A 24,889-nucleotide genomic window follows, 5' to 3' on the forward strand; every position below is an offset into this window, starting at 1 on the left:
GGACAGGACGACGACACCGCCATCGAGACACTCTGAGCGGACACGACGTTCCGAACCGCAGTCGAGACCACCGTGCGTCGGGAAAGTGGTGATCACCTTCTGGGTGTGCACATCGGATCGCCCGGTCATTTCGGCGCGGCGGAAGCGAGGCGGCATGCACGATCCCGATCCACCGTTCCGGCCGGTCCGCAGACGGGAGGGTCACCTGCCGCTGGAGGACCTCGGCCTCATCGGGGACGGCGCGACGGCCGCGCTGGTAGGCCTGGACGGCTCCATCTCGTGGATGTGCCTTCCCCGATTCGATGCCGAACCCCTGTTCTGCAGTTTGCTGGATCAAGCACGAGGCGGGCATTTCACCTTGGCACCGGAAGACCTGGTGGAGGCGCGACAGCGCTATGAACCCGATACCGGCGTACTGACAACCGAATTGCGCAGTCCCACCGGCTTGGTTCGCGTCACCGATGCGCTGGCCCTGCGCTCCGGCGCTGATCTCACCGATGACGCACCGGCCGATCGGGCCGAACTTGTGCGTTCGGCGGTGGTGCTGGCCGGCCACGTCCGCCTACGAGCGGACCTCGAGCCCCGCGGCGGTGGGCAGGCGCGGGCATTGTTCAGCGGACTGGAAGTGCGATCGTCCCGGCGACCGGACCTGCGACTCCACCTGCGGTCGAACCGTCCCCTGGGTGGCCTGCACACCACACATGACCTGCAGCAAGGTGATCGCCTGGATCTCGTGCTGTCCTGGGGCCGCTTCCATCGCCACCACCGGTTCGACACCGACGCGATGCTGCAGGGAACCGCTGACGCGTGGCGCCGCTGGATGAAGCAGATGGAGTACGGCGGTCCCGAGGAGTCCTTGGTCAGGCGCGCCGCGATCACGCTGAAAATGTGCGACGACTGGGCCAATGGCTCGCTGGTCGCGGCACCTACATCCTCCTTGCCTGCGCCGATCGGCGGGATCCGCAACTGGGACTACCGCTATGCCTGGATCCGCGATGCCGCCTTCGCCGTGTTCGCCCTGCGCCGCATCGGCTTCCGTGGCGAGGCCGACGCCTTCCTCGGCTGGGTTCTCGATGCCTTCGAGTACAGCCGACGGCCCCGGATCATGTACGGCCTCAACGGCAGTCCGGTGCCGGACGAGGTCGAGGACAGCGAACTGGAAGGCTATCGGTGCTCTGCCCCGGTGCGATGGGGCAACGGCGCGGCCGACCAGCGCCAGCACGACGTCTACGGCGAGATCCTTGACTGTGCCGACCAGTGGCTGCTTTCCGGCGGTGAGATCCAGCCCGCGCTGTGGACAAGCCTGGCCGAGCTGGCCGAAGCGGCGGGGCAGGCCTGGCGCCAGCCGGATCAGGGAATCTGGGAAGTGCGCAGCGAGGGCCGGGTGTTCACGTACTCGGCCGGGATGTGCCAGGTGGCCCTGGACCGGGCGGCGGCTATCGGCGAGCGGCTTCACCTGCCCGGGCGGATCGCCGAGTGGCGAGCCTCGGCCGACCAGCTGCGCCGGATCATCCTGGAGCGGTCCTGGGACGAGGACGCACAGACCCTGAGCACACACCTGGACGGCGGCGGCATCGTGGACGCGAGCCTGCTCGCCCTTCCGCTGCGCCAGGTTGTGTCGGCTGATCACCCGCGGATGGTGGCGACCACCAAGGCTGTCGCCGAGCGCCTGTCGGCCGGCAACGGGCTGCTCTATCGCTACCTGCACAAGGAGTCACCCGATGGTCTGGCCGGCGACGAGGGTGCCTTCGTGCTGTGCAGTTTCTGGCTGGTCGACAACCTGATCGGCCAGGGCCGGATCGAAGAGGCCGACGAACTGTATGCCTCGCTGTGTGCCCGGGCGAGCCCACTGGGACTGCTGTCGGAGCAGATCGACCCGTCCACAGGAGAGTTCATGGGCAACTTTCCTCAGGCATTCAGCCACATCGGGATCATCGCCAGTGGCGTCAACCTCGCCCGAGCGAAGGCAGGCGCTCAGGCCTGATCAACCGGCTCCCCGACTCATGCGCGAACAGGGTGACCATGACGGAGTGATGGACAAGGAAGTGCGCGGCGACCATCCGGCTACGGCCCGACGACGCGGCTGCCGGACCCGATGACGAGCTCCGTGACCTGGCGCGGGCCGCCTTGGACGACTGAGCTGCCGGCGCGACCGGTGACTGCGCCTGCTGGGTGACTTCGCGTGTATGCAGCCGCGGGAGCTGGGATGATGCGTCGGCGACTGGTACCAGCAAGGAATGCCCAGGCGATCGCATCTGCAGCCCGACAATCCGGACCCCGGCTTCCGGCCTGAGAGACGCAGGCACCGGACTCGTGCGGCGTCGCGCCAGGCGCTGCGTGGCGTCGACGGCCGTGCTTCCCGGGGCCCGGGCGCGCAGCATGGGCCGACCGACCCGACGCAGGAGTCGCGTGTGTCGCCTGCGCTGCGGACGGCCGCTGCCCACGCCTGGCGGATCCTCGTCGTGGGAGCTGTCGTCTACGCCGGTTTTTCGGCGCTGGGACGGTTCCACGAGGTCGCGGTAGCAGTCTTCCTCGGCCTGGTCGTCACCGCGGTGCTGCGCCCGCTGACGGACTTCCTGGCTCGTGCGGTGCCGCGGCCGCTCGCGGTGGCAGTGGCGCTCCTCGGCAGTTTCGTCCTGGTCCTGGGTGTGCTGTCCCTCGTCGGTGAGGCGGTCGCCGGAGAAACGGCCGGGCTGGAGCGGCAGTTCAGCGACGGCCTCGCCAGGATCGAGCGCTGGCTGGAGGAGCCACCGTTCCGTCTGAACCCCGGGGCACTGAAGGACTTGCAGGCCCGGATCGGGCAATATCTGTCCAGTCATCGGTCCACCGTGATCAGCTCGGCGCTCAGTGGCGTGGGTCGACTGGTGGAGGTGATGACCGTGTTCGTTCTCGCGCTGTTCTGCTCGGTCTTCTTCATCCACTCGGGCGACCGGCAATGGGACTGGCTGTGCGAGCAGCTCCCGGCGACGGCGCGGGAGCGGGTGGAGATCGCGGGCCGAGCGGCGTGGCGGACGTTCACGGGGTACACCCACGGCATCATCGTGGTGGCTGCCACCAACGCCGTACTCGTCGGACTCGCCCTGTTCGTACTGGGGGTGCCGTTGGCGCTTCCGCTGGCGCTGCTGGAGTTCTTCGCGGCCTTCGTACCCCTGATCGGCTCACCCATCGCCCTTGCAATTGCTGCCGTTGTGGCTCTGGCGTCGAAGGGCCCGATCGTAGCGGCCGCCGTCGTCGCGCTGATCGTCGTCATCGGCCAGATCGAGGGGCACCTCCTGCACCCGATCGTGATGAGCTGGGCCGTCCGCCTGCATCCAGTCGTGATCGCTCTCTCCGTGATCGCCGGCGCGATCGCGGCCGGGGTGCTGGGAGCGATCGTGACAGTGCCGCTCGTATCCGTCGTCTGGTCGGTCCATCAGGCTCTGCAGCCGGCGCGGAGATCCACACAGCTGAAGGCCACCCGCGCACGGTCGGCGACCGGCATCCGAAGGGGACGAGGGCCGGACCGTCCCGGCATGTAGCAGACCAGGGAGACGGCGGCCTCGGGACCGGTGGCGTGATCGGCGGATCGTGACGATCCGAGTGCGGTCCTACGTCTCACGTTTCGCCATCAGCCGTCCCACCGCCTGTTCCAGTTCGACGATGCGGTCGGCGAGGTCCGCCCCGCCCGGACCGTTGGCATCTCGTAGCAGGAGTTCCGCCTGGGCGAGCTGGCCGACGACCTCGGAGAGCCGGTCGGCGTCGTCCGGGTGTGCAGGGCGTTCCGCGGAGTCCGTAGTTTCCTTGCCGTCCGTACCGTACGACGGCTCGGTGGATACGCAAGTCGGGGGAGGGGTGGACGGCGTAACCGTTGGGCGGCCGCCGTCCGCCGTCAGGAGGCGCTTCAACTGTTCGGATTGGTCCACGAGTTGGCGGTTCTTACGGAACAGATCCAGGAAGACATTGACCTTGGTCCGCAGCAGCCAGGGGTCGAAGGGCTTGATCAGAAAATCGGCGGCGCCGACTGTGTAGCCGCGGTAGGCGTAGTTCGGATCGACTGCGGCTCCGGTCAGCAGGATGATCGGGACGTCCTTCGTCTGGTCGAGACCCTTGATGTTGGCGGCGGTCTCGAAGCCGTTCATGCCCGGCATCAGCACGTCGATGAGCACGACCGCGAACTGCTGGCGCAACATCGCCTTGAGGGCTTCCTCACCCGAGTGCGCGCGGACCACGTGGCCCAGTGAGCCGAGTACGGCTTCGAGGGCGACCAGGTTCTCCTCCATGTCGTCGACGATGAGGATGCTGGCGGTCTCCGATGCTGCTGGCTGTGTCGCCGTCATGATGGCCGTCCTGTTGCTCCGTCGTCATCGTCCCTGTTCCTGAGGGTGTCGCCGTCGTCGCGGTCCGTGGCGCGGACGTTGTCGGAGGGATCCGGCCGCGGCTCCGGCAGAGTGCACTGCGGGTCGAGGAGCCGGCAGATCACCGACAGCAGGCGGTCGACGTCCACCGGCTTGGGGACGTAGTCGTCCGCGCCGCTCTCGATGGCCTTCTCGCGGTCACCGGGCATGGCCTTCGCGGTGAGCGCGATGATCGGCAGGTCCGCGAAACGAGGTGTGCGACGGATCGCCGCAATCATCTCGTATCCATCCATTTCGGGCATCATGATGTCCATCAGCACCAGTGATACGTCAGGTGTCTGATCAAGGACCTCCAGGCCCTCGCGGCCGTTCTCCGCGTACTTGACACTGATGCCGACGCGCCCCAGCACATGCGTCAGTGCGAAGACGTTCCGGATGTCGTCGTCGACGATAAGGATGCGACGGTCGGTCAGCACCCCGGCGAGGCGGCCACTCAGCCAGTCCCTGAGTCGAGTCGTCTCCGGCCAGCTGACACCGTCGTCGCTGCCGTCGGGCCGGGGTCCGGTGCGGGGCACGGACTCCTGGGGCCTGAACACACTGACCTGCGACGCGGGTCCGGGCTCGGCCGCGGGTCGGCCGGTGAGTGCGGTGAGTTCCGCGATGGCTCGGGTGGTGCTGCTCACGGGGCGCGCTTCCACCGCGGGGAGGGCGCCGGAGGGCGGACCCGCGTAATGCACGGGGACGTAGAGGGTGAAGGCGGAGCCGACGCCCTGTTCGCTCTCGGCGATGATCCGGCCGCCGAGCAGGCCCGCCATGTCCCGGCTGATGGAGAGGCCGAGCCCGGTGCCACCGTATTTGCGGTTGGTGGTGCCGTCGGACTGCTGGAAGGCCTCGAAGATCTGGTCGAGCTTCTCCGGCGCGATACCGATTCCGGTGTCCTTGACGGTCAGAGCGATGACGGCGTCGGCGTTGCGCAGCGTCTCCTCCTCGAAGTCCGAGACCGTCGAGCGTTCGACGATCAGTTGCACTCCGCCGGACGAGGTGAACTTCATTGCGTTGGAGAGGAGGTTGCGGAGGATCTGCTGGAGCCGCTGCTCGTCCGAGAAGAGTTCGAGCGGTACGTTCTCGCCGACACTGATGTCGAACGACAGGCCGCGGTCCAGAGCGAGCGGCTGGAACGTCGCCCGTACGTAGTCGAGCAGTTTGATCAGCGGCAGCTTCTTGGGATGCACATCCATCCGGCCTGCTTCGATCTTCGACAGGTCGAGGATGTCGTTGATCAGTTGCAGCAGGTCGGAGCCCGCGCGGTGGATGGTGACGGCAAACTCCACCTCCTGCGGGGAGAGGTGGTCGTCGGGGTTGTCGGCGAGGAGCCGCGACAGCACGAGGAGCGAATTGAGCGGGGTGCGCAATTCGTGCGACATGTTCGCCAGGAATTCCGACTTGTACTGGGAGGACGTGGCCAGCAGCGCCGCCTTCTCCTCCAGCTCGGCGTTGGTGAGCTGCAACTCGTCGGAGCGCTTGCGCAGTTCGGCGGTGAGGCGCTGGGATTCCGAGAGGAGGGACTCGGTACGGGAGTTGGCGATGATGGTGTTGATGGAGACACCGATGGTGTTCACGAACTGGTCGACGAAGGCGAGGTGGACCTCGCTGAAGCTGCTGAACGAGGCCAGTTCGATGACTCCGAGCACCCGGTCCTCGAAGAGGATCGGCAGGATGACGACGCTGGCCGGGGGCGCGGCGCCGAGGCCCGAACTGATGGTGATGTATTCGGTGGGGACCGCCTCGATGAGAATTCGCCGTTTCTCCGTGGCGGCCTGGGTGATCAGACCCCAGCCAGGGGTGTCGAGGCTGAGCCGGGTACGCCGGCGGCGGCCTTCGGGCTGGCCGGTGCCGTAGCCGGCCAGGAGCTCGAGGTCCTCGCCGGGCTCCGCGCCCGCTTCTGCCAGGAAGAACGCTCCGTACTGGGCGTTCACCAGAGGGGTCAGCTCGCGCAGGATCAGGTCGGCGACCTCGACCAGGTCGCGGTGGCCCTGCATGAGTCCCGCGATACGGGTCAGGTTGGACTCCAGCCAGTCCTTGGCCCGGGTGGTCTCACGGAGATTCGCCACCATGAGGTTGATGTTGTTCTTCAGGGCGGCGACCTCGCCCTGGGCCTCCACCGAGATGGAGCCGGACATGTCGCCCTGCGTGACGGCGCTGGCGACCTCGGCGATCGCGCGCACCTGGGTGGTCAGGTTCAGTGCCAGCTCATTGACGCTGGTGGTCAGCCGCTTCCACGTGCCGAAGACACCCTCCACCCGGGCCTGGCCGCCCAGCTGCCCCTCGCTGCCCACCTCGCGGGCCACTCGTGTCACCTCGGAGGCGAACGAGGAGAGCGTGTCGACCATGGTGTTGATCGTGGACTTGAGTTCCAGGATCTCGCCGCGCGCGTCCACGTCGATCTTCTTCGACAGGTCGCCCTCCGCGACGGCGGTGGCGACCTGGGCGATGTTGCGGACCTGGGAGGTGAGGTTGTCGGCCATGAAGTTGACGTTGTCGGTGAGGTTCTTCCATACGCCCGAGACACCGTGGACCTGGGCCTGGCCGCCCAGTCGCCCGTCGGTGCCGACCTCGCGGGCCACCCTGGTCACCTCGTCGGCGAAAGCCCTCAGCTGCTGGACCATCGTGTTGACGGTGTCCTTCAGCTCCAGGATCTCGCCGCGCGCGTCGACATCGATCTTCTTCGACAGGTCACCGTTGGCGACGGCGGTGGTCACCTGGGCGATGTTGCGGACCTGGGAGGTGAGGTTGAGCGCCATGCGGTTGACGTTGTCGGTGAGGTCCTTCCAGACCCCGGAAGCGCCCCTGACCTGTGCCTGACCGCCGAGGTTGCCCTCGGTGCCGACCTCGCGGGCGACGCGTGTGACCTCGTCGGCGAAGGCGGAGAGCTGGTCGACCATGGTGTTGATCGTCGACTTGAGCTCCAGGATCTCTCCCTTGGCCTCCACGGTGATGGTCTTACCGAGGTCGCCCTCCGCGACGGCGGTGGCGACCTGGGCGATGTTGCGGACCTGGGAGGTGAGGTTGTCGGCCATGAAGTTGACGTTGTCGGTGAGGTCCTTCCAGACCCCGGACACGCCCCTGACGTGGGCGCGGCCGCCGAGCTGGCCCTCGGTGCCGACCTCGCGGGCGACGCGTGTGACCTCGTCGGCGAAGGCGGAGAGCTGGTCGACCATGGTGTTGATCGTCGACTTCAGCTGCAGGATCTCGCCCCGCGCGTCCACAGTGATCTTCTGACTGAGGTCGCCGTTGGCGACGGCGGTGGTCACCTGGGCGATGTTGCGGACCTGGGACGTCAGGTTCGACGCCATGAAGTTGACGTTGTCGGTGAGGTCCTTCCAGACCCCGGACACGCCCCTGACCTGGGCGCGACCGCCGAGCTGGCCCTCGGTGCCGACCTCGCGGGCGACGCGGGTGACCTCGTCGGCGAACGCCCGCAGCTGGTCGACCATGGTGTTGACCGTGAGCTTCAGCTCCAGCAGCTCGCCGGTGGCTTCGACCGTCACCTGCTGTGTCAGGTCGCCGCGTGCCACCGCCGTCGTCACGACCGCGATGTCCCGCACCTGCGCCGTCAGCCGGGACGCCATCGTATTGACAGCTTCGGTCACATGGAGCCAGTCGCCCGACAGTCCCTGTGCCTTCGCCCGGCCGCCGAGGCGCCCCTCGGTGCCGACCTCGCGGGCGACCCGGGTCACCTCACCGGTGAAGAGCGATAGCTGGTCCACCATGCGGTTCACGCCGATGCCCAGGCGCCGCAGGTCACCGCGGAGCTGGCGGCTTCCGTCGTGCAGATCGACGTGCTGGGTCAGATCGCCGTCCGCGACGGCGTCGAGCACCCGGGTGGCCTTCGCGACGGGTACCACCAGCGCTTCGAGCACCGTATTGGCGGCCTCGATGTTCGTCGTCCAGGTACCCGTGCCGGGACTCGCCGAAATCCGCTCGTCCAGCCGTCCCTGTCGGATGATCTCGTGGCGCACCCGCTGGAGCTCCGAGGCGAGATGTGCGTTCCGCGCGACGATCTGTTGGAACACCCCGGCCATTTCCGCCAGGACCCCGTCCGGCACGACGGCGCCCTGTTTCTCCGGGTCCTCCACCCGCGCTGTGAAATCACCGTCGCACAGGGCCTTCATCGCGCCGAGCAAAGGGCGCAGATCGCTCGTACGAACCCACTGCCCGTCTGGCTCCGTGACGGGTCGGGTCGGGTCCAGTGTCATGAAACACCCTCCGCCCAAGATCCATCGGTGCACACCAGAGGTTCACTGGTCACGCATGTCATAGTATAAAGCGCACGAAAATACTGCTTTCTGGGCGTATTTGATGCACACGGGGGAAGAGGGGTTCCGTTGTCCGTACACGCGACCGAATCCGTGTCCAGGAAGGGGCTGCCGGCGAACCAGCTGGCGGCCGCCCGGGCGCGCGAATTCGTGTATGCGGCGCTCGAGGGGTGGACAGCGCCCGCGAACGGGGACGGCGCGTCGGCCGCCGATGCGGCTCCCGGTGCGGCCGCGGCCCCTGCTCCGATGACGGTCCCCGAGGAGCTCGTCGACGACGCCGTCCTGCTCGTCAGCGAGCTGGTCACCAACGCCGTCATGTACGCCGGCACCGATATCGACGTGGTCTGCCGCCTGGAGCGGAACCCGGCCACCCGGTTGGGTGTCGTCGTGGAGGTCGCGGACCGCCACCCCTCCAGGGGGGTACGCGGCGGCGCGGACACCCGGCGTGACGAGCCCGGCTACGGCCTCCAGCTGGTGAGCGCGCTCTCGGAGTCCTGGGGCGTGACCTATCGGCGGGCGGAGAAGAGGGTCTGGTTCCGGCTGGAGGCCGCGGAGCGAGGGGCTGCTGCGACAGATTCGGCCGCCTCCGGTCCCGGTATCACCGATCCCGGTACCACCGGGCGCCACAGCGACGCACAGCTCCATGATGCAGGGCCATCAGTACATCCGGCGCATGCCCAGGGGTACGCCGCCGAGTGGAGCGATCGTGGCGGCCCGTCGTTCCTCGCCGAGACCAGCGAACTCCTGGCAGGCCAGCTCGACGAGGCCATGGTCACCGCGCTCGCGGCCCAGATGCTCGTACCCCGGCTCGCAGACTGGTGCGGCATCTGGCTGAGCATGCCGGGGAGAGGCCGACAGCTGTCCCGGGTCTGGCATGCCGACGAGCAGCGCATCACTCCGCTGCGCGAGGAACTGGAACGGATTCCGCCGCCGTCCGCGGTCCGCATCGGGGGTACGCCCTGGCCGTGGCCGGAGAGTGCCGGCGTCGCCCATGCGGGCGGGTCGGCGTTCGCCTTCCCGCTCATCGCCCGCGACACCGACCAGGGTGTACTGCTGCTCGGCCGGGCCGGGCAGCCGCAGATGACCGACACCGTGGTGCGGATGGTCCAGGACGTGGCCCGCAGGGTCGCGCAGGCCGTGTACACCGCTCGCCAGTACACCCGGCAGCGCAGGATCAGCGCCGCGCTCCAGCGCAGGCAGCTGCCGGCGACGCTGGCCAGGATCGTCGGCGTCGATACGGCGATCGTCTACGAGCCGCACGGCGAGGGGCAGACCGTCGGCGGCGACTTCTACGACATCTTCCCGAGGGGTGAGAACCACTGGTGCTTCCTGCTCGGGGACGTACAGGGAAAGGACCCGGAGGCGATGTCCGTCACCGGCCTGGCCCGCCACCTGGTGAGGCTGCTGGCGCGCGAGGGCCATGGCGTCGAGTCGGTGCTCGGTCGGCTGAACGCCGCCATGGCGGAAGAGAGCGCCGAGGCATTCGCGCTCGGCGCCGAGCAGACAGGTTCCCGCTTCCTGAGCCTGCTGTACGGGGAGCTGACGGTCGACCCGGGCGTGCCCGGAGCCCACTGCACGGTCGCCACTGCAGGCCATCCTCCGCCGCTGCATCTGCACGCCGACGGCAAGGTGGAACCGGCCTCCGTACCCCAGATGCTGCTCGGCATCGATGAGGGCGCCGAATTCCGGGCCGTCACCTTCGACCTCGCGCCCGGTGAGACGCTGTTGTGCGTGACCGACGGCGTCACCGAACGCCGCTGCGGAAACTGGCAGTTGGACGACAATGACGGTCTGGCCGATGTGCTCAGGCAAGGTATGGGACTGGGCGCGAAGGCACTTGCGGAGCATGTACGGCGGGCGGCGCACGACTTCGGGGCGGGGCCGGTCGAGGACGACCTCTCGGTACTGGTGCTGCAAGCAGTGGCGGGGGAAAAATCCTGTGCGAGGCAGACCTGAACGTCGCCGGGCAAGCCGAGGGGCTGCTCGCTCAGGCCCGATGGCCGTCGTCGAGAGCTTCGGACGCCGCGCGAAGTGACCCGTCGGCGGCGAGCAGTTCGCGCAACCCTTCCGGCCGGCCGGGCTGTCGCCGCCGATGCGACCGCGAGCCGCAGCCAGTCCCTGGCGATCCCGGCCTGCGAGAGCCGCTGGTCGGCGGTGCGGCGCTCTTTCGGGAGCGAGTTTGCGCCGAGTGTCAGGCGATGACACGGCCGCGCAGGATGATGCGACGGGGGTGGGGCAGCACTGAAGCGTTGAGGGTCGGGTCGGTGTCATAGGCGACGAGGTCAGCGGGGCCTCCGTCGACCAGTCCGGGCAGCCCGAGCCAGGAGCGGGCCGTCCACGATGCCGCGCCCAGAGCCGCGTCGGCCGACAGTCCGGCACGGGCCAGCCATTCGACCTCTGACGCGACCGTTCCGCACGGGAGGCTGTCGGTACCTGCAAGCACGGTGACGCCGGCTTCGTGCGCGGCCCTGATGTTGGGCATCATGCCTTCCCATCCGGCCAGCCACCAGTCCCGGCGGGCGCTGGGCTCTGCGGCGCGCCATCGATCGGCCCCGGCGCCGAAAACGCTGAGTGTCGGAACGAACGCGGTGCCTCGGGCGGCCATCAGATCGATCAGGCCGGGATCCAGGTGCATGCCGTGCTCCAGGCTGTCGACGCCGGCTTCAACGGCGTTGCGACTGCCGTCAGCGGTCTGGCAGTGGGCGGCCACCCGGCCGCCGATGGCGTGCACGGCCCGCACGACGGCGGCGAGGATCTCCTGGGGCAACGGCGGCTCGTCGTACTTCCAGTCGGCGATGACTTTGCACCATCCCGAGGACGACTTGGCTTCCTCGACAGCGGCATGAACCAGATCGGCCTCGCTCACGTCGCGCCCGACCCCGGGAAAGAATCGGCCGGGAGTGGCCAGCCAGCGTCCGGCCGAGTGGACACGCGGCAGGTCCGGATCCTCGTCCACCCAGCCCGGGATGGGCGCGGCAGACCCGGGTGTCCGGACCAGCAGAACGCCGGCGTCGCGGTGGTCGGACAGGTGCCGTCGGAGCACGTCGTCACTGAACGGGGCATCGAGGTCCTCGGTGCCCGGATGGGTGTGCACGTCGACCAGGCCGGGCAGCAGCCAACCCCCGTCGACGACGAGATCCGCGCCCGGGACCGGTTCGCTCCGCAAGCGGTCTCCATCGATCCAGAAGGACCGCTCCTCCCGCTCCGGCAACACGACGCCTCGCACCTGCAGCACCACTTGCAACCGCCTCCTCGAACCAACGCGCCCATGACTTGGTCGATTTCGCCGATCCTACGAGGCGTTCGAGTTACCTTCCCCTCGGGTTTCGTATCAGCTGAGCAATCACCTGTGGAATCGGGTCATGGCCCCGGCTCCTCGCAGAACTCATACAGAGTGAGCGTTCGTGCGAGGGCCGGTCCACTCGTTGGCAGACACATACAGGGGAGTCAGCTGAAGGAGCGCCGGTAGGTCTGGGGGCTGACTCCGGTGGTGCGCCGGAAGCGGTCGCGGAAGGCGGTGGGCGATCCGAAGCCGACCTGGGCACCGATGCGTTCGACGGAGTGCCGGGTGGTCTCCAGAAGGTGCTGGGCCTGGCGGATACGGGCGCGGTGGAGCCACTGGAGCGGGGTGACCCCGGTCTGTTCGCGGAAGCGCCGGATCAGTGTCCGGGTGCTGACTCCGGCCTGAGCCGCGATGTCGGCGAGGGTCAGATCGCGACTCAAGTTGTCCTGGAGCCAGGTGAGCAGGGGTTCGAGCGCGGAGCCGCGCGGGGTGGGTATGTGGTCGTGGACGATGAACTGCGCCTGACCACCCTCGCGTTCGAGAGGGACGACGGACAGGCGTGCGGCGTCGGCGGCGACGGCCGAGCCGTAGTCGCTGCGGATCATGTGCAGGCACAGGTCCAGGCCGGCGGCGGCTCCTGCCGAGGTGAGGATCTGCCCGTTGTCGACGTACAGGACATCCGGGTCGACCTCGATGTCAGGGTGGGCGGCGGCCAGGAGGCCGGCCGCGATCCAGTGGGTGGTGGCGCGCAGGCCGTCCAGCAGGCCGGTGGCGGCGAGGGGGAAGGCGCCCGAGCAGATGGAGGCGATACGGGTGCCGTCCTTGGCCGCGGCGCGCAGCGCGTCGAGGACAGCGGGGGTGAGCGGGGCGGCGGGGTCGGCGGTGCCGGGCACGATGATCGTGTCGGCGCTCTTGAGGCCGTCCAGCCCCCAGGGCGCGCGCAGACGGAAGGCGCCTGCGTCGATATCCGGCTGCTCAGCACACACGCGGACCTGGTAGCCGGGGCGCCCGTCCGGGAGGCGGGTGCGGGCGAAGACCTCGATCGGGGTGGACAGGTCGAAGGGGATCACTTGGTCCAAGGCGAGAACAGCGACGGTGTGCATGGCCAGAACATACCTGCCCACCCTGCCGCAGACTCGGCTTCAGGGAACCATGATCGGTCGTTTACCCAGCTCAAGGCCCGTGGTCCGGCCGATGGCAATATCCCGTTGAAACATGTCACTAACGCCACTGGGCGGTCGAATGAAACGTGTTTAGCGTCGAGGTCTACCCGGTGCAGACCGGTCCCTCGTACGTGAAGGAAGTTGCATGCATGCCCAGATCGTCCTGTTCGACGGCTTCGATCCGCTGGATGTCATCGCCCCCTACGAGGTGCTGTACGCCGGTGGAACCGCCTCCGGCGGGGCGGTGAGTGTGGAACTGGTGTCCGCGGAAGGACCCCGCGCGGTGGTCAGCGGAACCGGGAGGTTGGCGCTGCAGGCGACGGCCGCTCTCGACCCCGACCGTGCGGGCCTGGTCCTGGTTCCCGGAGCCTCGGGCCGTGTCGGGGAGCCCGGCGAAACACCTGACCGGGAGGCCGGGACGGGCGAACAGAAGCAGGACGAGCTCATCCCCGTACTGCTGGGCCGCACCTTGAACACCGAACTCCCGGCGCTGCTGAGAGCGGCTGTGCACAATCCGCAGGTGACGGTCGGCGCGGTGTGCGGCGGCTCGCTCGTGCTGGCCATGGCCGGCCTGCTCGAGGGCCGCCACGCCACCACCCACCACATGGGCCTGGACATGCTCGATGCCACCGGCGTCCACGCGGTGCACGCCCGTGTCGTCGACGACGGCGACCTGGTCACCGGCGCCGGCGTCACCTCCGGGCTGGACCTGGGCCTGTACCTGCTGGAGCGCGAAGTCGGCCCCCGGATCGCCCACGCCGTCGAGGAGTTGTTCGCCCACGAGCGTCGCGGCACCGTCTGGCGCGCCCAGGGCCCAGCTCCCACCGGCCTCTGACCATGCCCCTGCTCGGGCACCTGTTCACCGCACGCACCGTAAGGAAGTACAGCAGCATGTCTGTCGAAGGTACCTGGGACCTGTCCATCTCGACCCCCATCGGCACGATCAAGGCAGTGGTCGAACTCCGCCGACAGCACAGTGTCCTGACCGGGGTGGCCCACGGGGCGGGGGAGGAGGTCCCGCTTGCCGAAGTCGCCTTCGACGGCAACCGACTCACCTGGAGGCAGGCCGTCACCCAGCCTGTGCGCCTGAACCTGGCCTTTGCGGTGACGGTCGACGGCGACACCCTGATCGGCACCTCCAAGGCCGGACGCCTGCCCGCCTCCGAGGTCACCGGCCGGCGCCGGGCCACCCGGCCGACCACGGAACACTGACCATGACGAAACTCCTCCTCTCCCTGCACGTTCTGGCCACCGTCCTGGCCATCGGCCCGGTCACCGTCGCCGCGAGCATGTTTCCCAAAGCCCTACGCCACGCGTACAGCGACCCGGGCGACCGCGAGGCGGTCACGAACCTGCGGTTGCTGCACCGCATCTGCCGCGTCTACGCGGCCATCGGCATCGCCGTCCCGGTCTTCGGGTTCGCCACGGCCGGCAGCCTCGGCGTCCTCGGCAGCGGATGGCTGATCACATCGATCCTGCTGACCGCCGCGGCCGCGGCCACTCTGGCCCTGCTGATCCTGCCCGCCCAGGACCGCGCGCTCGCCGCCGCACAGACCCCGGGCTCCAGCCCCGGCCCCCGCTCGGCCGGCCGCCTCGCTATGCACACCGGCGTCTTCAACCTGCTGTGGGCCACCGTCACCGTCCTGATGATCATCCGCCCCGGCTCCACGACGGGAGCATGACCGTGAACCTCCGGCACCTGCGTATCGCGGCCCAGGGCGAACTCATCTCACTGATCATCCTGCTGACCAACCTCGCCACCGCCCACCTCAAACCCATTTCCTCCCTGATGGGCCCCACCCACGGCTGCGCCTACCTGTTCGTCGTGGTGGCCACCTGGCGCCTCAAGCAGGCCACACCCGTCACCAAGGCCACGGCCGTCATCCCTGGCATCGGCGGCCTGCTCGCACTGCGCCGGCTCCGCCCCGACATCGTCGACCAGCGAAGCGAGGACGCCATCCGGCCCTGAACCCCGCTCCACGGTGACGGACAGCCCGGCGGGAACGTGGCCGGTTCAGTCGAGACGGTCGTACCTGTCCGGTTCCCAGTCGGCGAACAGCGTCAGCGCATTCTCCGTCTCGGTGCGTTCCGGTGCGGTGGAAGTGGCCGGCCACCAGTTCTCCACCTGATGCGCGTCCACGAGGACGAAGCCGCGGTACCCGTCGAAGTCACCGGGGTCGCTTGCCACACCGATATGGATGGGCGCGTCATCGGGAAGATCCTTGAGTGCATCGCGCAGCTGGGCGGCGTTCCAGATCTGAGGGGCGTGCTCGAAGGTGTCGGTCATGCGCCCAGGTTGCCGCAACGGGGCGTCGTGCAGGCGGAGACACGGCTGCTTCCCGGGCCGAAGCGCTGATCCGGTGCAAGGGTGAGGCAAGGAGCAGAGCCCGTCGAATCGAGAGTCGAACGTACTGGTCATCTCTCCCCGGCGACAACGATCAGATCGGGCAGAGACCTCGGAAGACGAAGCTAGGAGGGCGTTTCACCTACGGAACGGGCCGTCGGCAGGGCCTGCTCCACCCAAATGGTCTTGCCGGTGGGCGTGTAGCGCGTGCCCCACTGCTGCGCCATCTGGGAGACGATGAACAGGCCGCGGCCGCTCTCGTCGTCAGCGGCGGCATGGCGCAGATGGGGTGAGGTGTGCCCGGTGTCGGCGACCTCGCAGATCAGGGTGTCGTCGCGGATGAGCCGGACGTGGATCGGACCCGCGGCGTAGCGGATGGCGTTGGTGACCAGCTCACTGACGATGAGTTCGGTGGAGAACGACAGCTCGTCCAGCCCCCACGCTCCGAGTTGCCCCGTGGTCACGGCGCGGGCTTTGCCGACCATCGCTGGCTCCGCGGTCAGCTCCCACGTAGCCACATGGTGTTCGTCGAGCATCCGTGTGCGTACGAGGAGCAGCACCGCGTCGTCGTTCGCCGGCCCTGGAACCAGGGTCGCGACTGCGCGGTCACAGAGTTCGTCCAAGGGACGCCGGGACTGGGCGAGGGCTTTGGCGAGCAGACCGAGTCCGACGTCGATGTCGTCGACGGCCGCCTGGACGAGGCCGTCGGTGAAGAGGGCGACGAGGCTGCCCTGCGGCAGCTGGAATCCCATGGTCTCGTAAGGCAGACCACCCAGTCCCAGCGGAGGGCCCGGCGGGAGTTCCGGGTAGGTCGCGACGCCGCTGTCTGGCAGGACGACCGCAGCCATCGATTCGCCCGCACGCGCCATGCTGCACTGTCCCGACACCGGGTCGTACACCGCGTACAGGCAGGTCACCCCCAGGGCGTCGTCCTTCCGGGGCCCCGCGCCGTCTGCACCATGAACGGCCGCCCGCTCCTTGGCGGTCTGCCCGACCACGTCGTCCAGGCGCGAGAGGAGCTCGTCCGGGTCGAGGTCCAGGCGGGCGAGGACGCGTACGCCGGTGCGCAGGCGCCCCATGGTGGCGGCGGCGAGCAGGCCGTGGCCGATCACCTCCCCGACGACCAGGCCGACACGCGTTCCCGACAGTGGGATGACGTCGAACCAGTCACCGCCCACCCCGGACCGGCTGTCGGAGGGCACATACCGGCTCGCCATCTCGACAGCGGTCGGCTGCGGCAGCCGGTGCGGAAGCAGGCTGCGTTGAAGCCTGAGGGCCGCGGCGTGCTCGCGCGTGACGACCAGCATCAGCACGACGCCGAGCAGCAGGGCTCCGAGGCCCACCACGGTTACCCCGCCCGTCTGTCCGATGAACGGCAGGTCGATGGAGGTTGCACCGAAGCTGGGGTCGGCGTAGACGTCGAAGGCGGCGTAACAGAAGAGAAAGAGCATCGTCAGCGCACCCAGGCCCGGCAGCAGGCCCTTGAAGAGGAAGTCCCTGGGGCTGCGGGTGAGCACCCTGCGGAAGTACCAGACACAGGCGAAGCCAGTGAGGCCGTAGTAGAACGCGATGGCGAGCCCGACCGACTCGATGGAGTCGGCCAGGACGTTGTCGCTGATCGCCGTCAGGAGGACGAGGAAGCCGACGGAGGCCAGGCCCAAGGAGACGGTTGACCAGGTCGGGGTGAGGAATCTGCGGTGCAGTCGGGCGAATCGGGAGGGGACGGCCTTGTGCGCGGCCATGGAGAAGACGGTCCGGGCCATCGGGAGGATGGTGGTCTGGGTGGAGGCCACCGCGGAGGTCAGCACCATGAGGATCAGCAGCTTGGAGAAGAAGGGTCCCGCCCCGTGGCTGCCGAAGACGGCGTTGCCCAGACCCGAGAGCACGTCGCCCGCGTTGTCCCTGTTGCCGAGCCCGATCCCGGCGGAGCCGACTCCGGCGAAGGCCTGCGCCGAGGTGGCGACCAGGGCGTAGATGACCAGCAGCAGTACAACGGAGATGAGCGCGGCGCGTCCGGGGATGCGCGTGCTGTCCGCGGTCTCCTCGTTGACCGTGACGGCGGTGTCCCAGCCCCAGTAGATGAAGACGGCGGCGAGGATCCCCGCGGTCAGCGCTTCGGCCGATGGCACGTGGAGGGGGTTGAACCAGGAGGCGGAGACGTGGATCGCCATCTCGGGGCTGCCGGTGTAGACCTTGACCAGGGCGGTGACGGCGAACAGCAACAGTACGGCCACCTCGATGCACAGGAGCCAGCGCTGGACGGCAGCCGAGATCTCGATGCCGATGTAACAGATCGCGGTCATGACGATGATCCAGACGACACCCGCGAGGGTGGTCCACACCCTGTTTTCCGTGAGGGAGTCGTAGCCCAGGAGCCGGAAGCTGTAGATGCCGGCGATCTCGGCGAGGTTCGCCATGACGATGATGTCGGCGACGATGATGCCCCAGCCGCCCATCCAGCCGGTGCGTGGGCCGAAGGCACGGGTCGCCCAGGTGAAGGTGGTCCCGCAGTCGGCGTTGCTCGCGTTGAGTTCCTTGTAGGCGTACGCGATCAGCAGCATTGGGACGAAGGCCAGCATCGTGACGATCGGCGCCTGCAGGCCGACCCCCGCCACGATGAGGCCCAGCGTGGCCGCGAGGCTGTACGCCGGGGCGGTGGACGCCAAGCCGATGGCAACGGAGGAGAACAGTCCCAGAGCACCGGATTTGAGCCCTTTCTTACCCGCGCCTGAGTCGAGTGCGAGCGGCGCCTCGGACGCGGCGGGGCTACGGGAGAGCTTCACACCGGATGCCAACCTCCTCATTTGCCTTCCGACCACCATTTTCGCCGCACGCGAGGAGGCCTGCCACGGGAAACCGGCTGGATGATCCACGCCGCTGAAAAACAGGAACAGTGGTACCGGACCGCCGAGCGTCCAGACCGACGGGGCCGGGGGAGTACGGGGGTGTCCGGCGCCGCAATGCGGTCCTCGATTCCATCCTGGACCTGCGCCTCACTCTCCTCGGGCAAGGCGATCTGCTCGTGTCGGTGGGGAGCTGTTCGCCCCGCCGGCCGCCGGCTGACTCCGTTGCCGCCGCCTCACCCCATCGAGCGGCCGGTTTCGCTGGGCCTGTGACGTCGCCAGACCGGCACCGGTCAGGGCGAGCCTGATCGCCCCGTCGAGCACCGCCCGGTCGGCTCCCGGGCTCTTGCCGTACGCGGTGAATTCGGGGGTGTGCTGCTTGGCGCCCTCTGTGTCGTAGCCGGCCGCATCGGCGTCCAGCCGATCTCGCCCTGGTAGCCGGTGCGAGGGGCGCCCGCGCGGGCCAGGCCCCTCCTTCACCCCCACGACCGCGTCCAAGGCACCGTCGAGCAGGCCTGTTACGAATCCGATACGAGCGGGCCAGAACATTCCGGACAGGCATAGCGTGAGTGGACTCAGGACCACGCACATCCCATGGGGGGATCACATGTCGTACGGCTACCCGCCTCAGCAGCCCGGCCCGCAGCCCGGCCAGCCGCCCCAGCAGCCGCCCCAGTGGGGGCAGCAGCCTCCGCCGCCGTATCAGCAGTGGCCCCAGCAGGGCGCGGGGTGGGGCGCGCCGCCGCCCAGGAAGTCGAATACCGGGCTGATCGTGACACTGTCGGTGCTCGGTGGGCTGGTGCTGCTCGGCGGCTGTGGTGCGCTGGTGGCAGTCACGGTGAGCCATGCACCGAAGCCGCGGACGCTGCCGACGCCCGAGGCGCCGCAGGACAAGGCACCTGGGAAGGACGCACCCTCCGAGGAGCCCGCCGTCGAGGAAGGGAGCCCCGAGGCGGATGTGAAGCTCACCAAGTGCGTGGTGGATTCGCTGACGACGTGGCCGGCCGCTGATGTGGAGATCGTGAACCACGGCGACTCGAAGGCGACCTACGTCGTCAACGTGGAGTTCGTGGACGGTTCCGGTACACGTCTCGGCGAGGGCTTGGCCGCAACCGACAGCCTGGCTGTGGGGCAGAAGGCCAAGGAGAAGGCGCAGGGCCTCGTGAAGGTGCCGGGCAAGGTCAGGTGCAAGGTGTCGAAGGTGACGCGTTACCCGACGAACTGACGGCATGACGATGCCCTGTCGCCCGTGGTGGTGGCGGGGCATTCGTGGGTTCGGTGGTGGCCTCTCCGGTTCTGCTGCAACTCCGGCCACACCTGTGACCAGGTCAGTTGCGGTTCCGGCTTCGGCTAAGGATCATCGACATCAGCAGCCCGTGGGTCTCGGCGTCGGCGGCCACGACGAGCCCGCGGCCCGCCTGCCCGATCGGGCCGCCGTCGATTCCGGTCACAACGCAGCCGGCGGCCCGGCACACAGCGATGCCCGCGGCGAAATGCACGCTCCCGGACAGGTCGCCGCCATCGGTGACATACGCGGCGCGCTTGCCGGCGGCGACCCAGGCCAACGCCAGCGTCGTGGACACCACCCGCGGCCGGAACCGCTCGACGAACCCGGGGTGGGCCAGCAAGTCCACGGCCCGGAACCCCGGCGCCCCCGGGAACGGCGGATCCAGGTTGACGTCCACCAGTTGGGTCGCGGGCGTGGGCGCCAGCTGCGCATCTGCCCCGTTCTGCCGCACCCGGGCGGTCTCGCCGTCGGTGAAGAAGACCTCGCCGCTGAACGGGTCGGCCACCGCCGCCGCCCCGTCGCGCAGCGCCACGTTGACGGCCACCAGCATGTTGCCGACGGCGTAGTTCAGCGTGCCGCACAAAGGATCCACCAACCACTGGCGCACCGCGTCGGCAACACCCTGCTGGCCGCCCTCCTCGCCGAGCACCGCATCATCCGGCCGGGCGGCACGGATGACATCGAGAATCGCCTTTTCGGCCTCCACATCGGCGGCGGTGGCGAAGTCCCCGGCGCCCTTGTCGATGCGGTTGAGCCGCCGGCCGTACATGGTGAGCACCACGTCCGCACCGGCACGTGCCGCAGCTGTCGCAACACCGGCATCGTCAAGGTCCGCATATGAGTTGATCACGTCGCGCAGAATATCGGCGCGAAGCCTGTCCCCGCCGGTCGGACCGGCATCGTCGCGAAGTGTGGCTGGGGCATGGACATGGCACGGCGGGTGCCAGGGCTCACACCCCCTGGCACCCGCCGCGATTCAGCCGAGTAGGTCCGCGCTACCGTTCCGGGCGCGTCATGCGGTGCCGCGCTGCAGGTACGCGTGGTCCACTGTCTGCCGGACGGTGTTGCCGGCCGCGTCCTTCGCGGTCACGCGCAGCGTCACGTACGCGTCGCCGCGCATCCGGGCCGGTCGCTCCACGACGGAGGTGAACCCGCTGCCCTTGCGGGCCGTGGTGGCAGTGGTCCAGGTCCGCCCGTCGTCGTAGGACGTCTCGACCTTCAGCGTCACGCCGCGCGGCGCCGCCATGCCGTCCTGCATCCGGACGTTCAGGCCGAGGGTGTGCCTGCGCTGCGAGTCCACCGCGTTCCGGGCATCGACCGGTACGGTGTAGTCGACCTGGAGCATCGGCAGCAGGGCCGTGTCGGCGGCGGTGTCGGAGCGGAACGTCCACGACGTTCGCGTGCCGGTGCCGAAGCGCCAGTCGTCCGAGGTACGGGCGGTCGTCAGGTCCATCCGGTATTCGGCGTTGCCCGCGGGCACCTCGAAGTTGCCCCACGCGCCCTGGTCGGACTCGGCGATCCGCTTCCCGTTCCGGTACAGCGCCGCCGTGGCCGTGTCGCTCACCGCGGCCGCCGTGACGCCGGTGCCGACGCCGCCACCGAAGGAGTCGGCCTCCGCGAACGACCAGTGGCCGGTGCCGGAGTCGTTGAACTCCGGCACGTACACCGACAGGGTGTCGCCGTTGCGCACCGACGGCAGGTGCCCACCACGCGGGATCGACGGGCGGACCACCGCTCCGTACCAACGCTCCGTGGCGTGCTGACCCGGCCGGTAGGTCCGCGGGTCGTCGTGCATGCCGGCCGCCAGCGGGAAGTCGGGGACGTCGATGACGTTGTGGTGTACGACGTGCTTCCACAGCGTGTCACCGCCGGTCACGTACTCGATGCGTTCCTGTCCCGCCGGAACGTAGCGCGTGTACTGGTTCCACGCGGTGTCCTGGTACGGCCGCCATCCGAAACGCTGCTCGCTCGCCCAGGACGAGGCACCGGTGCGGGTGTACGTGCTGCGGACCACCGCGCTCTCGCGCTCGGAGACGGTGTACACCAGCCGCTTGGGGACGGAGCCCTTGGCCACCTGCATCACGTCGTACAGGTACGGGCTGCGGACCGTGCCGGAGAACTCCACCGTCGTGGTCCGCTCGCCGGCGCGCTTGAGCACCGCGGTGCCTTCCGCCGTGCCGGCGCGCATGGTGGGCAGAGCCATCCGGTCACCGGTCGGGCTCCACCGAGTCCAGGGGTAGAAGCCGTCCTCCACGACCAGCATCAGTGCCTTGGCCCCGGCGTCCGCCGCGGCCTGCGCGAGCGCCCGGTCGTCGGAGAAGTCCCAGCGGACGACGGCCAGCTTGCCGCGTACGTTGGCGGCGCGAAGCTCGGCGCTCGTGCCCTTGCCGGCGTCCACGGCGGTAAGCCGTGCTCCCTTGTCGCTGAAGGCCGGGGAGGCGTTCACGTAATACGGGCTGAAGCTCAGCGAGGTACCGGAGACCTTCGCCCGCAGCTGCGGGGCCACCATCTGCCAGCGCGAGGAGAACTCGAAGTCTCCGTCGGTGACCTTGGCGGTGGGGCTGACGTAGATCCGCTTGGCGATGTCGAAGAACATCACGCCCTGGATCAGGCCGTTGCCGTCGATCTTCCGGTACGTCTGGTAGCTGAGCACACCGCGCTGCTCGGCGGGGCGGGGCGTGCGGATCTGCACCGGGGTGGTGTCGGCGGCGTTGAGCGTCACCGACATGTCCTTGGTGACCTTCACCTCCGGGTTGATCACCTCGCGCAGCTCCTGGCCGTCGGCCGCCCTGTCCAGCGTGCCGAAGCTGAGCTGGTAGGTGCCCTCCTCCACTTCGGCGACGGCCGGCTCCATGCTCGTGTAGTTCACGAAGCCGTCGGCGCCCCAGATCACCGGAGCGGCGCCCGGGATGACCTTGCCGTCGCGGTCACGGGCGACCACGGTGAGCTTGTGGACCGGGGCGTGCACGTTCAGGGCCACAGTGGTGTGGGTGAGCACGGTGCCGTCGGCCGATGTGGCGGTGACGTAGCCGTAGTACTTGCCGCGGACGGCGTTCGCCGCGTCGGTGCGCAGCGGTACTTCGGCCGTGGCACCGGGGGCCAGTCGCACGGTGTCGGAGCCGAGGGTGACCACGCCGCCGGCGAGGGCGCGCCCGGTGTTGGTGGCCAGGGTGGCGGCCAGGGAGAGCGTCACCGGCTTGTCGCCGGTGTTGGTGTAGCGGACGGTGGCTCCCTGCTGCTTCCCGCTGCCGCCGATGTGGAGCGGGGCGAGGGTGACGCTGCCGGTGGCCGTGACAGGGCCCATGGCCGTAGCCAGGTCGATGCGGCCGCCGCCCTGCTCGGTCACCTTGGTGCCGGGCACCGTGTGGGAGGTGCTGATGAGGGCGTCCTTGAGCTGCTGGGCGCCCCAGGCGGGGTGCTGCTGGGCCAGCAGCGCGGCGGCACCGGCGACATGCGGGGTCGCCATCGAAGTGCCCGACGCGGAGGTGTAGTTGGCATCGACCGGGTCGCCCATGGTGGTGCCGGACGCGCGGGCGGCGACGATGCCGACGCCGGGGGCGGTCACGTCGGGCTTGACCGCCGCGTCGCCCAGGCGCGGGCCGCGGCTGGAGAACGAGGCGAGGGAGTCGTCGCGGTCGACGGCTCCGACGGTCAGCGCGGCGTCGGCCGCCCCGGGCGACCCGACTGTCGACGGGCCCGGGCCGGCGTTGCCCGCCGCGACGACGAAGAGCGTGTCGGTGGACGCGGTCAGGGTGTTGACGGCCTGGCTCATCGGGTCGGTGCCGTCGGTTTCGGAATCGGAACCGAGGCTCATGTTGACGACCTTGGCGTGCTGGGAGGCAGCCCATTCCATGCCGTCGATGACGGACGACTCCGAGCCGTACCCGTCGTCGCCCAGTACCTTGCCGATCAGCAGGTCGGCGCGGGGCGCGACACCACGCCGGGTGCCCGAGGACGCGGCGCCCGTGCCGCCGACGGTCGCGGCGACGTGCGTGCCGTGGCCGAAGTGGTCGTCCGTGCTCGGGCTGCCGGAGAAGTCCTTCGCCTCCGCAACGCGGCCGGCCAGGTCGGGGTGGTTCGCGTCGACGCCGGTGTCCAGCACGGCCACCTTCACGCCCTGGCCCTCGTAGCCGGCCTTCCAGGCGGCGGGCGCGTTGATCTGCGCGGTACTGCGGTCCAGCACGGCCTTGACCCTGCCGTCCAGCGAGACCCGCGGAGCGACCGCGGCACGGGCGGCGTCCGACTTTCCGCCGGGGTTCAGCGTCTTCCAGAAGCGGCCGAGGTCGTCGTCGGCGACCCGCAGCGACCGCGCGTCGAGGCTCTCCAGCTTACGGGCGGGCGTTGCGGCCGCCTTGAACGCCACCAGCCGGTCAGCAGTGGCCGCGGCGGCCTTCGCCGCCTGCGAGCTGACCCTGGCCCCGACCCGTGACGGCTCCGAGGAGATGATCAGCGGAAGCGCGGAGGCGTGGGCCTCGTCGTAGCCGGCGGCGATCAGGGCCGTCACATCGAAGAGGCGGCGGTCCAGGGTGCCGGCGGACACCAACGACTCGGCGTCGAACGGGATCACGGTCAGTGCCTTGTCGTCCCCCTCCAGCGTCCGGAAGGGGATACCCTCGCGCCCGGGTCCGGGCTGAACCGACGCGGTGTGCCGTCCACCGGGCAACGACGTCACGGTCACCCGGTCGCCGGTCACCAGTCGCACGGTCGCGGAGCGAGCTCCAGGCTTGGCGGCGGGACGAGTGGCGGTCTCGGTGTCTGCCTTCCCCGTGGTGGCGGCGGCCGGCATCCCTCCGGCGACCACCATCAGTCCTGCCGATATCGCCCCCGTCAGGCGGATCCATTTCATCAGCGAAATACCTTTCGTACAGGTGGGGGTCACAACCTGTCCGAAAGAATCCACCGATGAAGCTGACGTGTCGCCGGCCTCGCGTGTCACAACTGCGACATGTCCCAACAGCGACAAGCGCGGCCTGCGCGGCTGTCCCCGCGTGAGAACCCGGGTTCGGGTCAATGGGGTTGCAGCGTTTCGCGCAGACGCTGCAGCTCGTCCGGCGTGCTGTCATCTACGAATTCCGCGAGCTGTCGGCCATTCTTCCGAACGACCGGCTCCAGCAGTCCGCGCACGTGGTCACGCATCCGCCGCCGCAGTTCGACCCGCGAGAATCTGCCATTCACCCGGAGGAAGAGAGGGGGCGAATTTCACCCGCTGACGGTCTTGAGGGTGCCGGTGTGCGGAGGGCGTTCTCGGTGTTGAGGGCGGGGTGGGCTGCCCCGGGCGAGGGCGGCACGGACTCTCACACTCGCGGCGTGAACCCTCT

Annotated in this window: 16 protein-coding genes and 1 pseudogene; 8 read left to right on the forward strand and 9 right to left on the reverse strand. The window is 69.1% G+C overall.

Going from position 1 to position 24,889, the window contains the following annotated elements:
• Window positions 1-154: 154 nt before the first annotated feature.
• On the forward strand, window positions 155-1,984 hold the full coding sequence (locus OHA03_RS38840) for a glycoside hydrolase family 15 protein (RefSeq protein ID WP_267009625.1): 1,830 nt from the start codon (window positions 155-157) through the stop codon (window positions 1,982-1,984).
• A 427-nt stretch (window positions 1,985-2,411) separates the two neighbouring features.
• Entirely contained in the window at window positions 2,412-3,518 is a 1,107-nt protein-coding gene (locus tag OHA03_RS38845; protein WP_267008696.1) for an AI-2E family transporter, read from the forward strand.
• Between the two features lie 69 nt (window positions 3,519-3,587).
• Here the strand turns inward: OHA03_RS38845 and OHA03_RS38850 are convergent, their stop codons facing one another.
• Both OHA03_RS38850 and OHA03_RS38855 read right to left on the reverse strand, forming a co-directional pair.
• Window positions 3,588-4,316 (reverse strand): two-component system response regulator, encoded by a 729-nt coding sequence (locus OHA03_RS38850; protein WP_267008697.1) that lies wholly within the window; start codon window positions 4,314-4,316, stop codon window positions 3,588-3,590.
• Window positions 4,313-8,590: a HAMP domain-containing protein gene (locus OHA03_RS38855; protein WP_267008698.1), complete on the reverse strand. Its 4,278-nt coding sequence runs from the start codon at window positions 8,588-8,590 to the stop codon at window positions 4,313-4,315. Before OHA03_RS38855 ends, OHA03_RS38850 begins: the two co-directional genes overlap by 4 nt.
• 129 nt (window positions 8,591-8,719) lie before the next feature.
• Between OHA03_RS38855 and OHA03_RS38860 the strand changes: the two genes are divergently transcribed.
• Window positions 8,720-10,606: a SpoIIE family protein phosphatase gene (locus OHA03_RS38860; RefSeq protein WP_267008699.1), complete on the forward strand. Its 1,887-nt coding sequence runs from the start codon at window positions 8,720-8,722 to the stop codon at window positions 10,604-10,606.
• A 235-nt stretch (window positions 10,607-10,841) separates the two neighbouring features.
• Here the strand turns inward: OHA03_RS38860 and OHA03_RS38865 are convergent, their stop codons facing one another.
• Complete coding sequence (locus tag OHA03_RS38865) at window positions 10,842-11,888, reverse strand: amidohydrolase family protein (RefSeq protein ID WP_267008700.1); 1,047 nt, start codon at window positions 11,886-11,888, stop codon at window positions 10,842-10,844.
• Window positions 11,889-12,097: 209 nt separating this feature from the next.
• Window positions 12,098-13,036 carry a GlxA family transcriptional regulator gene (locus OHA03_RS38870; protein WP_267008701.1) on the reverse strand — a complete coding sequence of 313 codons (939 nt, stop codon included), beginning with the start codon at window positions 13,034-13,036 and terminating at the stop codon, window positions 12,098-12,100.
• A 205-nt stretch (window positions 13,037-13,241) separates the two neighbouring features.
• Here OHA03_RS38870 and OHA03_RS38875 point away from each other — a divergent pair, with 205 nt between their 5' ends.
• From OHA03_RS38875 to OHA03_RS38890, 4 genes are read left to right on the forward strand one after another with little or no spacing between them, the layout of a single operon-like run.
• Window positions 13,242-13,931 carry a DJ-1/PfpI family protein gene (locus tag OHA03_RS38875; RefSeq protein ID WP_267008702.1) on the forward strand — a complete coding sequence of 230 codons (690 nt, stop codon included), beginning with the start codon at window positions 13,242-13,244 and terminating at the stop codon, window positions 13,929-13,931.
• A 56-nt stretch (window positions 13,932-13,987) separates the two neighbouring features.
• A complete protein-coding gene (locus OHA03_RS38880; protein WP_267008703.1) occupies window positions 13,988-14,308 on the forward strand; it encodes a hypothetical protein in 321 nt (106 codons plus the stop codon).
• Between the two features lie 2 nt (window positions 14,309-14,310).
• Window positions 14,311-14,778 (forward strand): DUF2269 family protein, encoded by a 468-nt coding sequence (locus OHA03_RS38885; RefSeq protein ID WP_267008704.1) that lies wholly within the window; start codon window positions 14,311-14,313, stop codon window positions 14,776-14,778.
• The gene (locus tag OHA03_RS38890) at window positions 14,775-15,065 is read left to right on the forward strand and encodes a DUF3817 domain-containing protein (protein ID WP_267008705.1); all 291 of its coding nucleotides are present in this window, start codon (window positions 14,775-14,777) and stop codon (window positions 15,063-15,065) included. The genes OHA03_RS38885 and OHA03_RS38890 overlap by 4 nt, the downstream gene beginning before the upstream one ends.
• Window positions 15,066-15,110: 45 nt before the next feature.
• Here OHA03_RS38890 and OHA03_RS38895 read toward each other — a convergent pair whose 3' ends face one another.
• Entirely contained in the window at window positions 15,111-15,383 is a 273-nt protein-coding gene (locus tag OHA03_RS38895) for a DUF6225 family protein (RefSeq protein WP_267008706.1), read from the reverse strand.
• A gap of 182 nt (window positions 15,384-15,565) precedes the next feature.
• The gene (locus OHA03_RS38900; protein ID WP_267008707.1) at window positions 15,566-18,223 is read right to left on the reverse strand and encodes an amino acid permease; all 2,658 of its coding nucleotides are present in this window, start codon (window positions 18,221-18,223) and stop codon (window positions 15,566-15,568) included.
• A 667-nt stretch (window positions 18,224-18,890) separates the two neighbouring features.
• On the opposite strand from OHA03_RS38900, the gene OHA03_RS38905 reads away from it, so the two are divergent.
• Complete coding sequence (locus tag OHA03_RS38905) at window positions 18,891-19,508, forward strand: FxLYD domain-containing protein (protein WP_267008708.1); 618 nt, start codon at window positions 18,891-18,893, stop codon at window positions 19,506-19,508.
• A gap of 103 nt (window positions 19,509-19,611) precedes the next feature.
• Here the strand turns inward: OHA03_RS38905 and OHA03_RS38910 are convergent, their stop codons facing one another.
• The 3 genes and pseudogenes from OHA03_RS38910 to OHA03_RS38920 all read right to left on the reverse strand — a co-directional run.
• Window positions 19,612-20,421, reverse strand: coding sequence for an inositol monophosphatase family protein (locus tag OHA03_RS38910; protein ID WP_267008709.1), 810 nt, complete (start codon window positions 20,419-20,421; stop codon window positions 19,612-19,614).
• Between the two features lie 162 nt (window positions 20,422-20,583).
• The gene (locus OHA03_RS38915; protein ID WP_267008710.1) at window positions 20,584-24,417 is read right to left on the reverse strand and encodes a S8 family serine peptidase; all 3,834 of its coding nucleotides are present in this window, start codon (window positions 24,415-24,417) and stop codon (window positions 20,584-20,586) included.
• A gap of 185 nt (window positions 24,418-24,602) precedes the next feature.
• A pseudogene (locus OHA03_RS38920) lies at window positions 24,603-24,746 on the reverse strand (IS701 family transposase); the annotation flags it as partial.
• Between the last annotated feature and the right edge of the window lie 143 nt (window positions 24,747-24,889).

Source organism: Streptomyces sp. NBC_00154 (assembly GCF_026342835.1).
Taxonomy (GTDB): Bacteria; Actinomycetota; Actinomycetes; order Streptomycetales; family Streptomycetaceae; genus Streptomyces.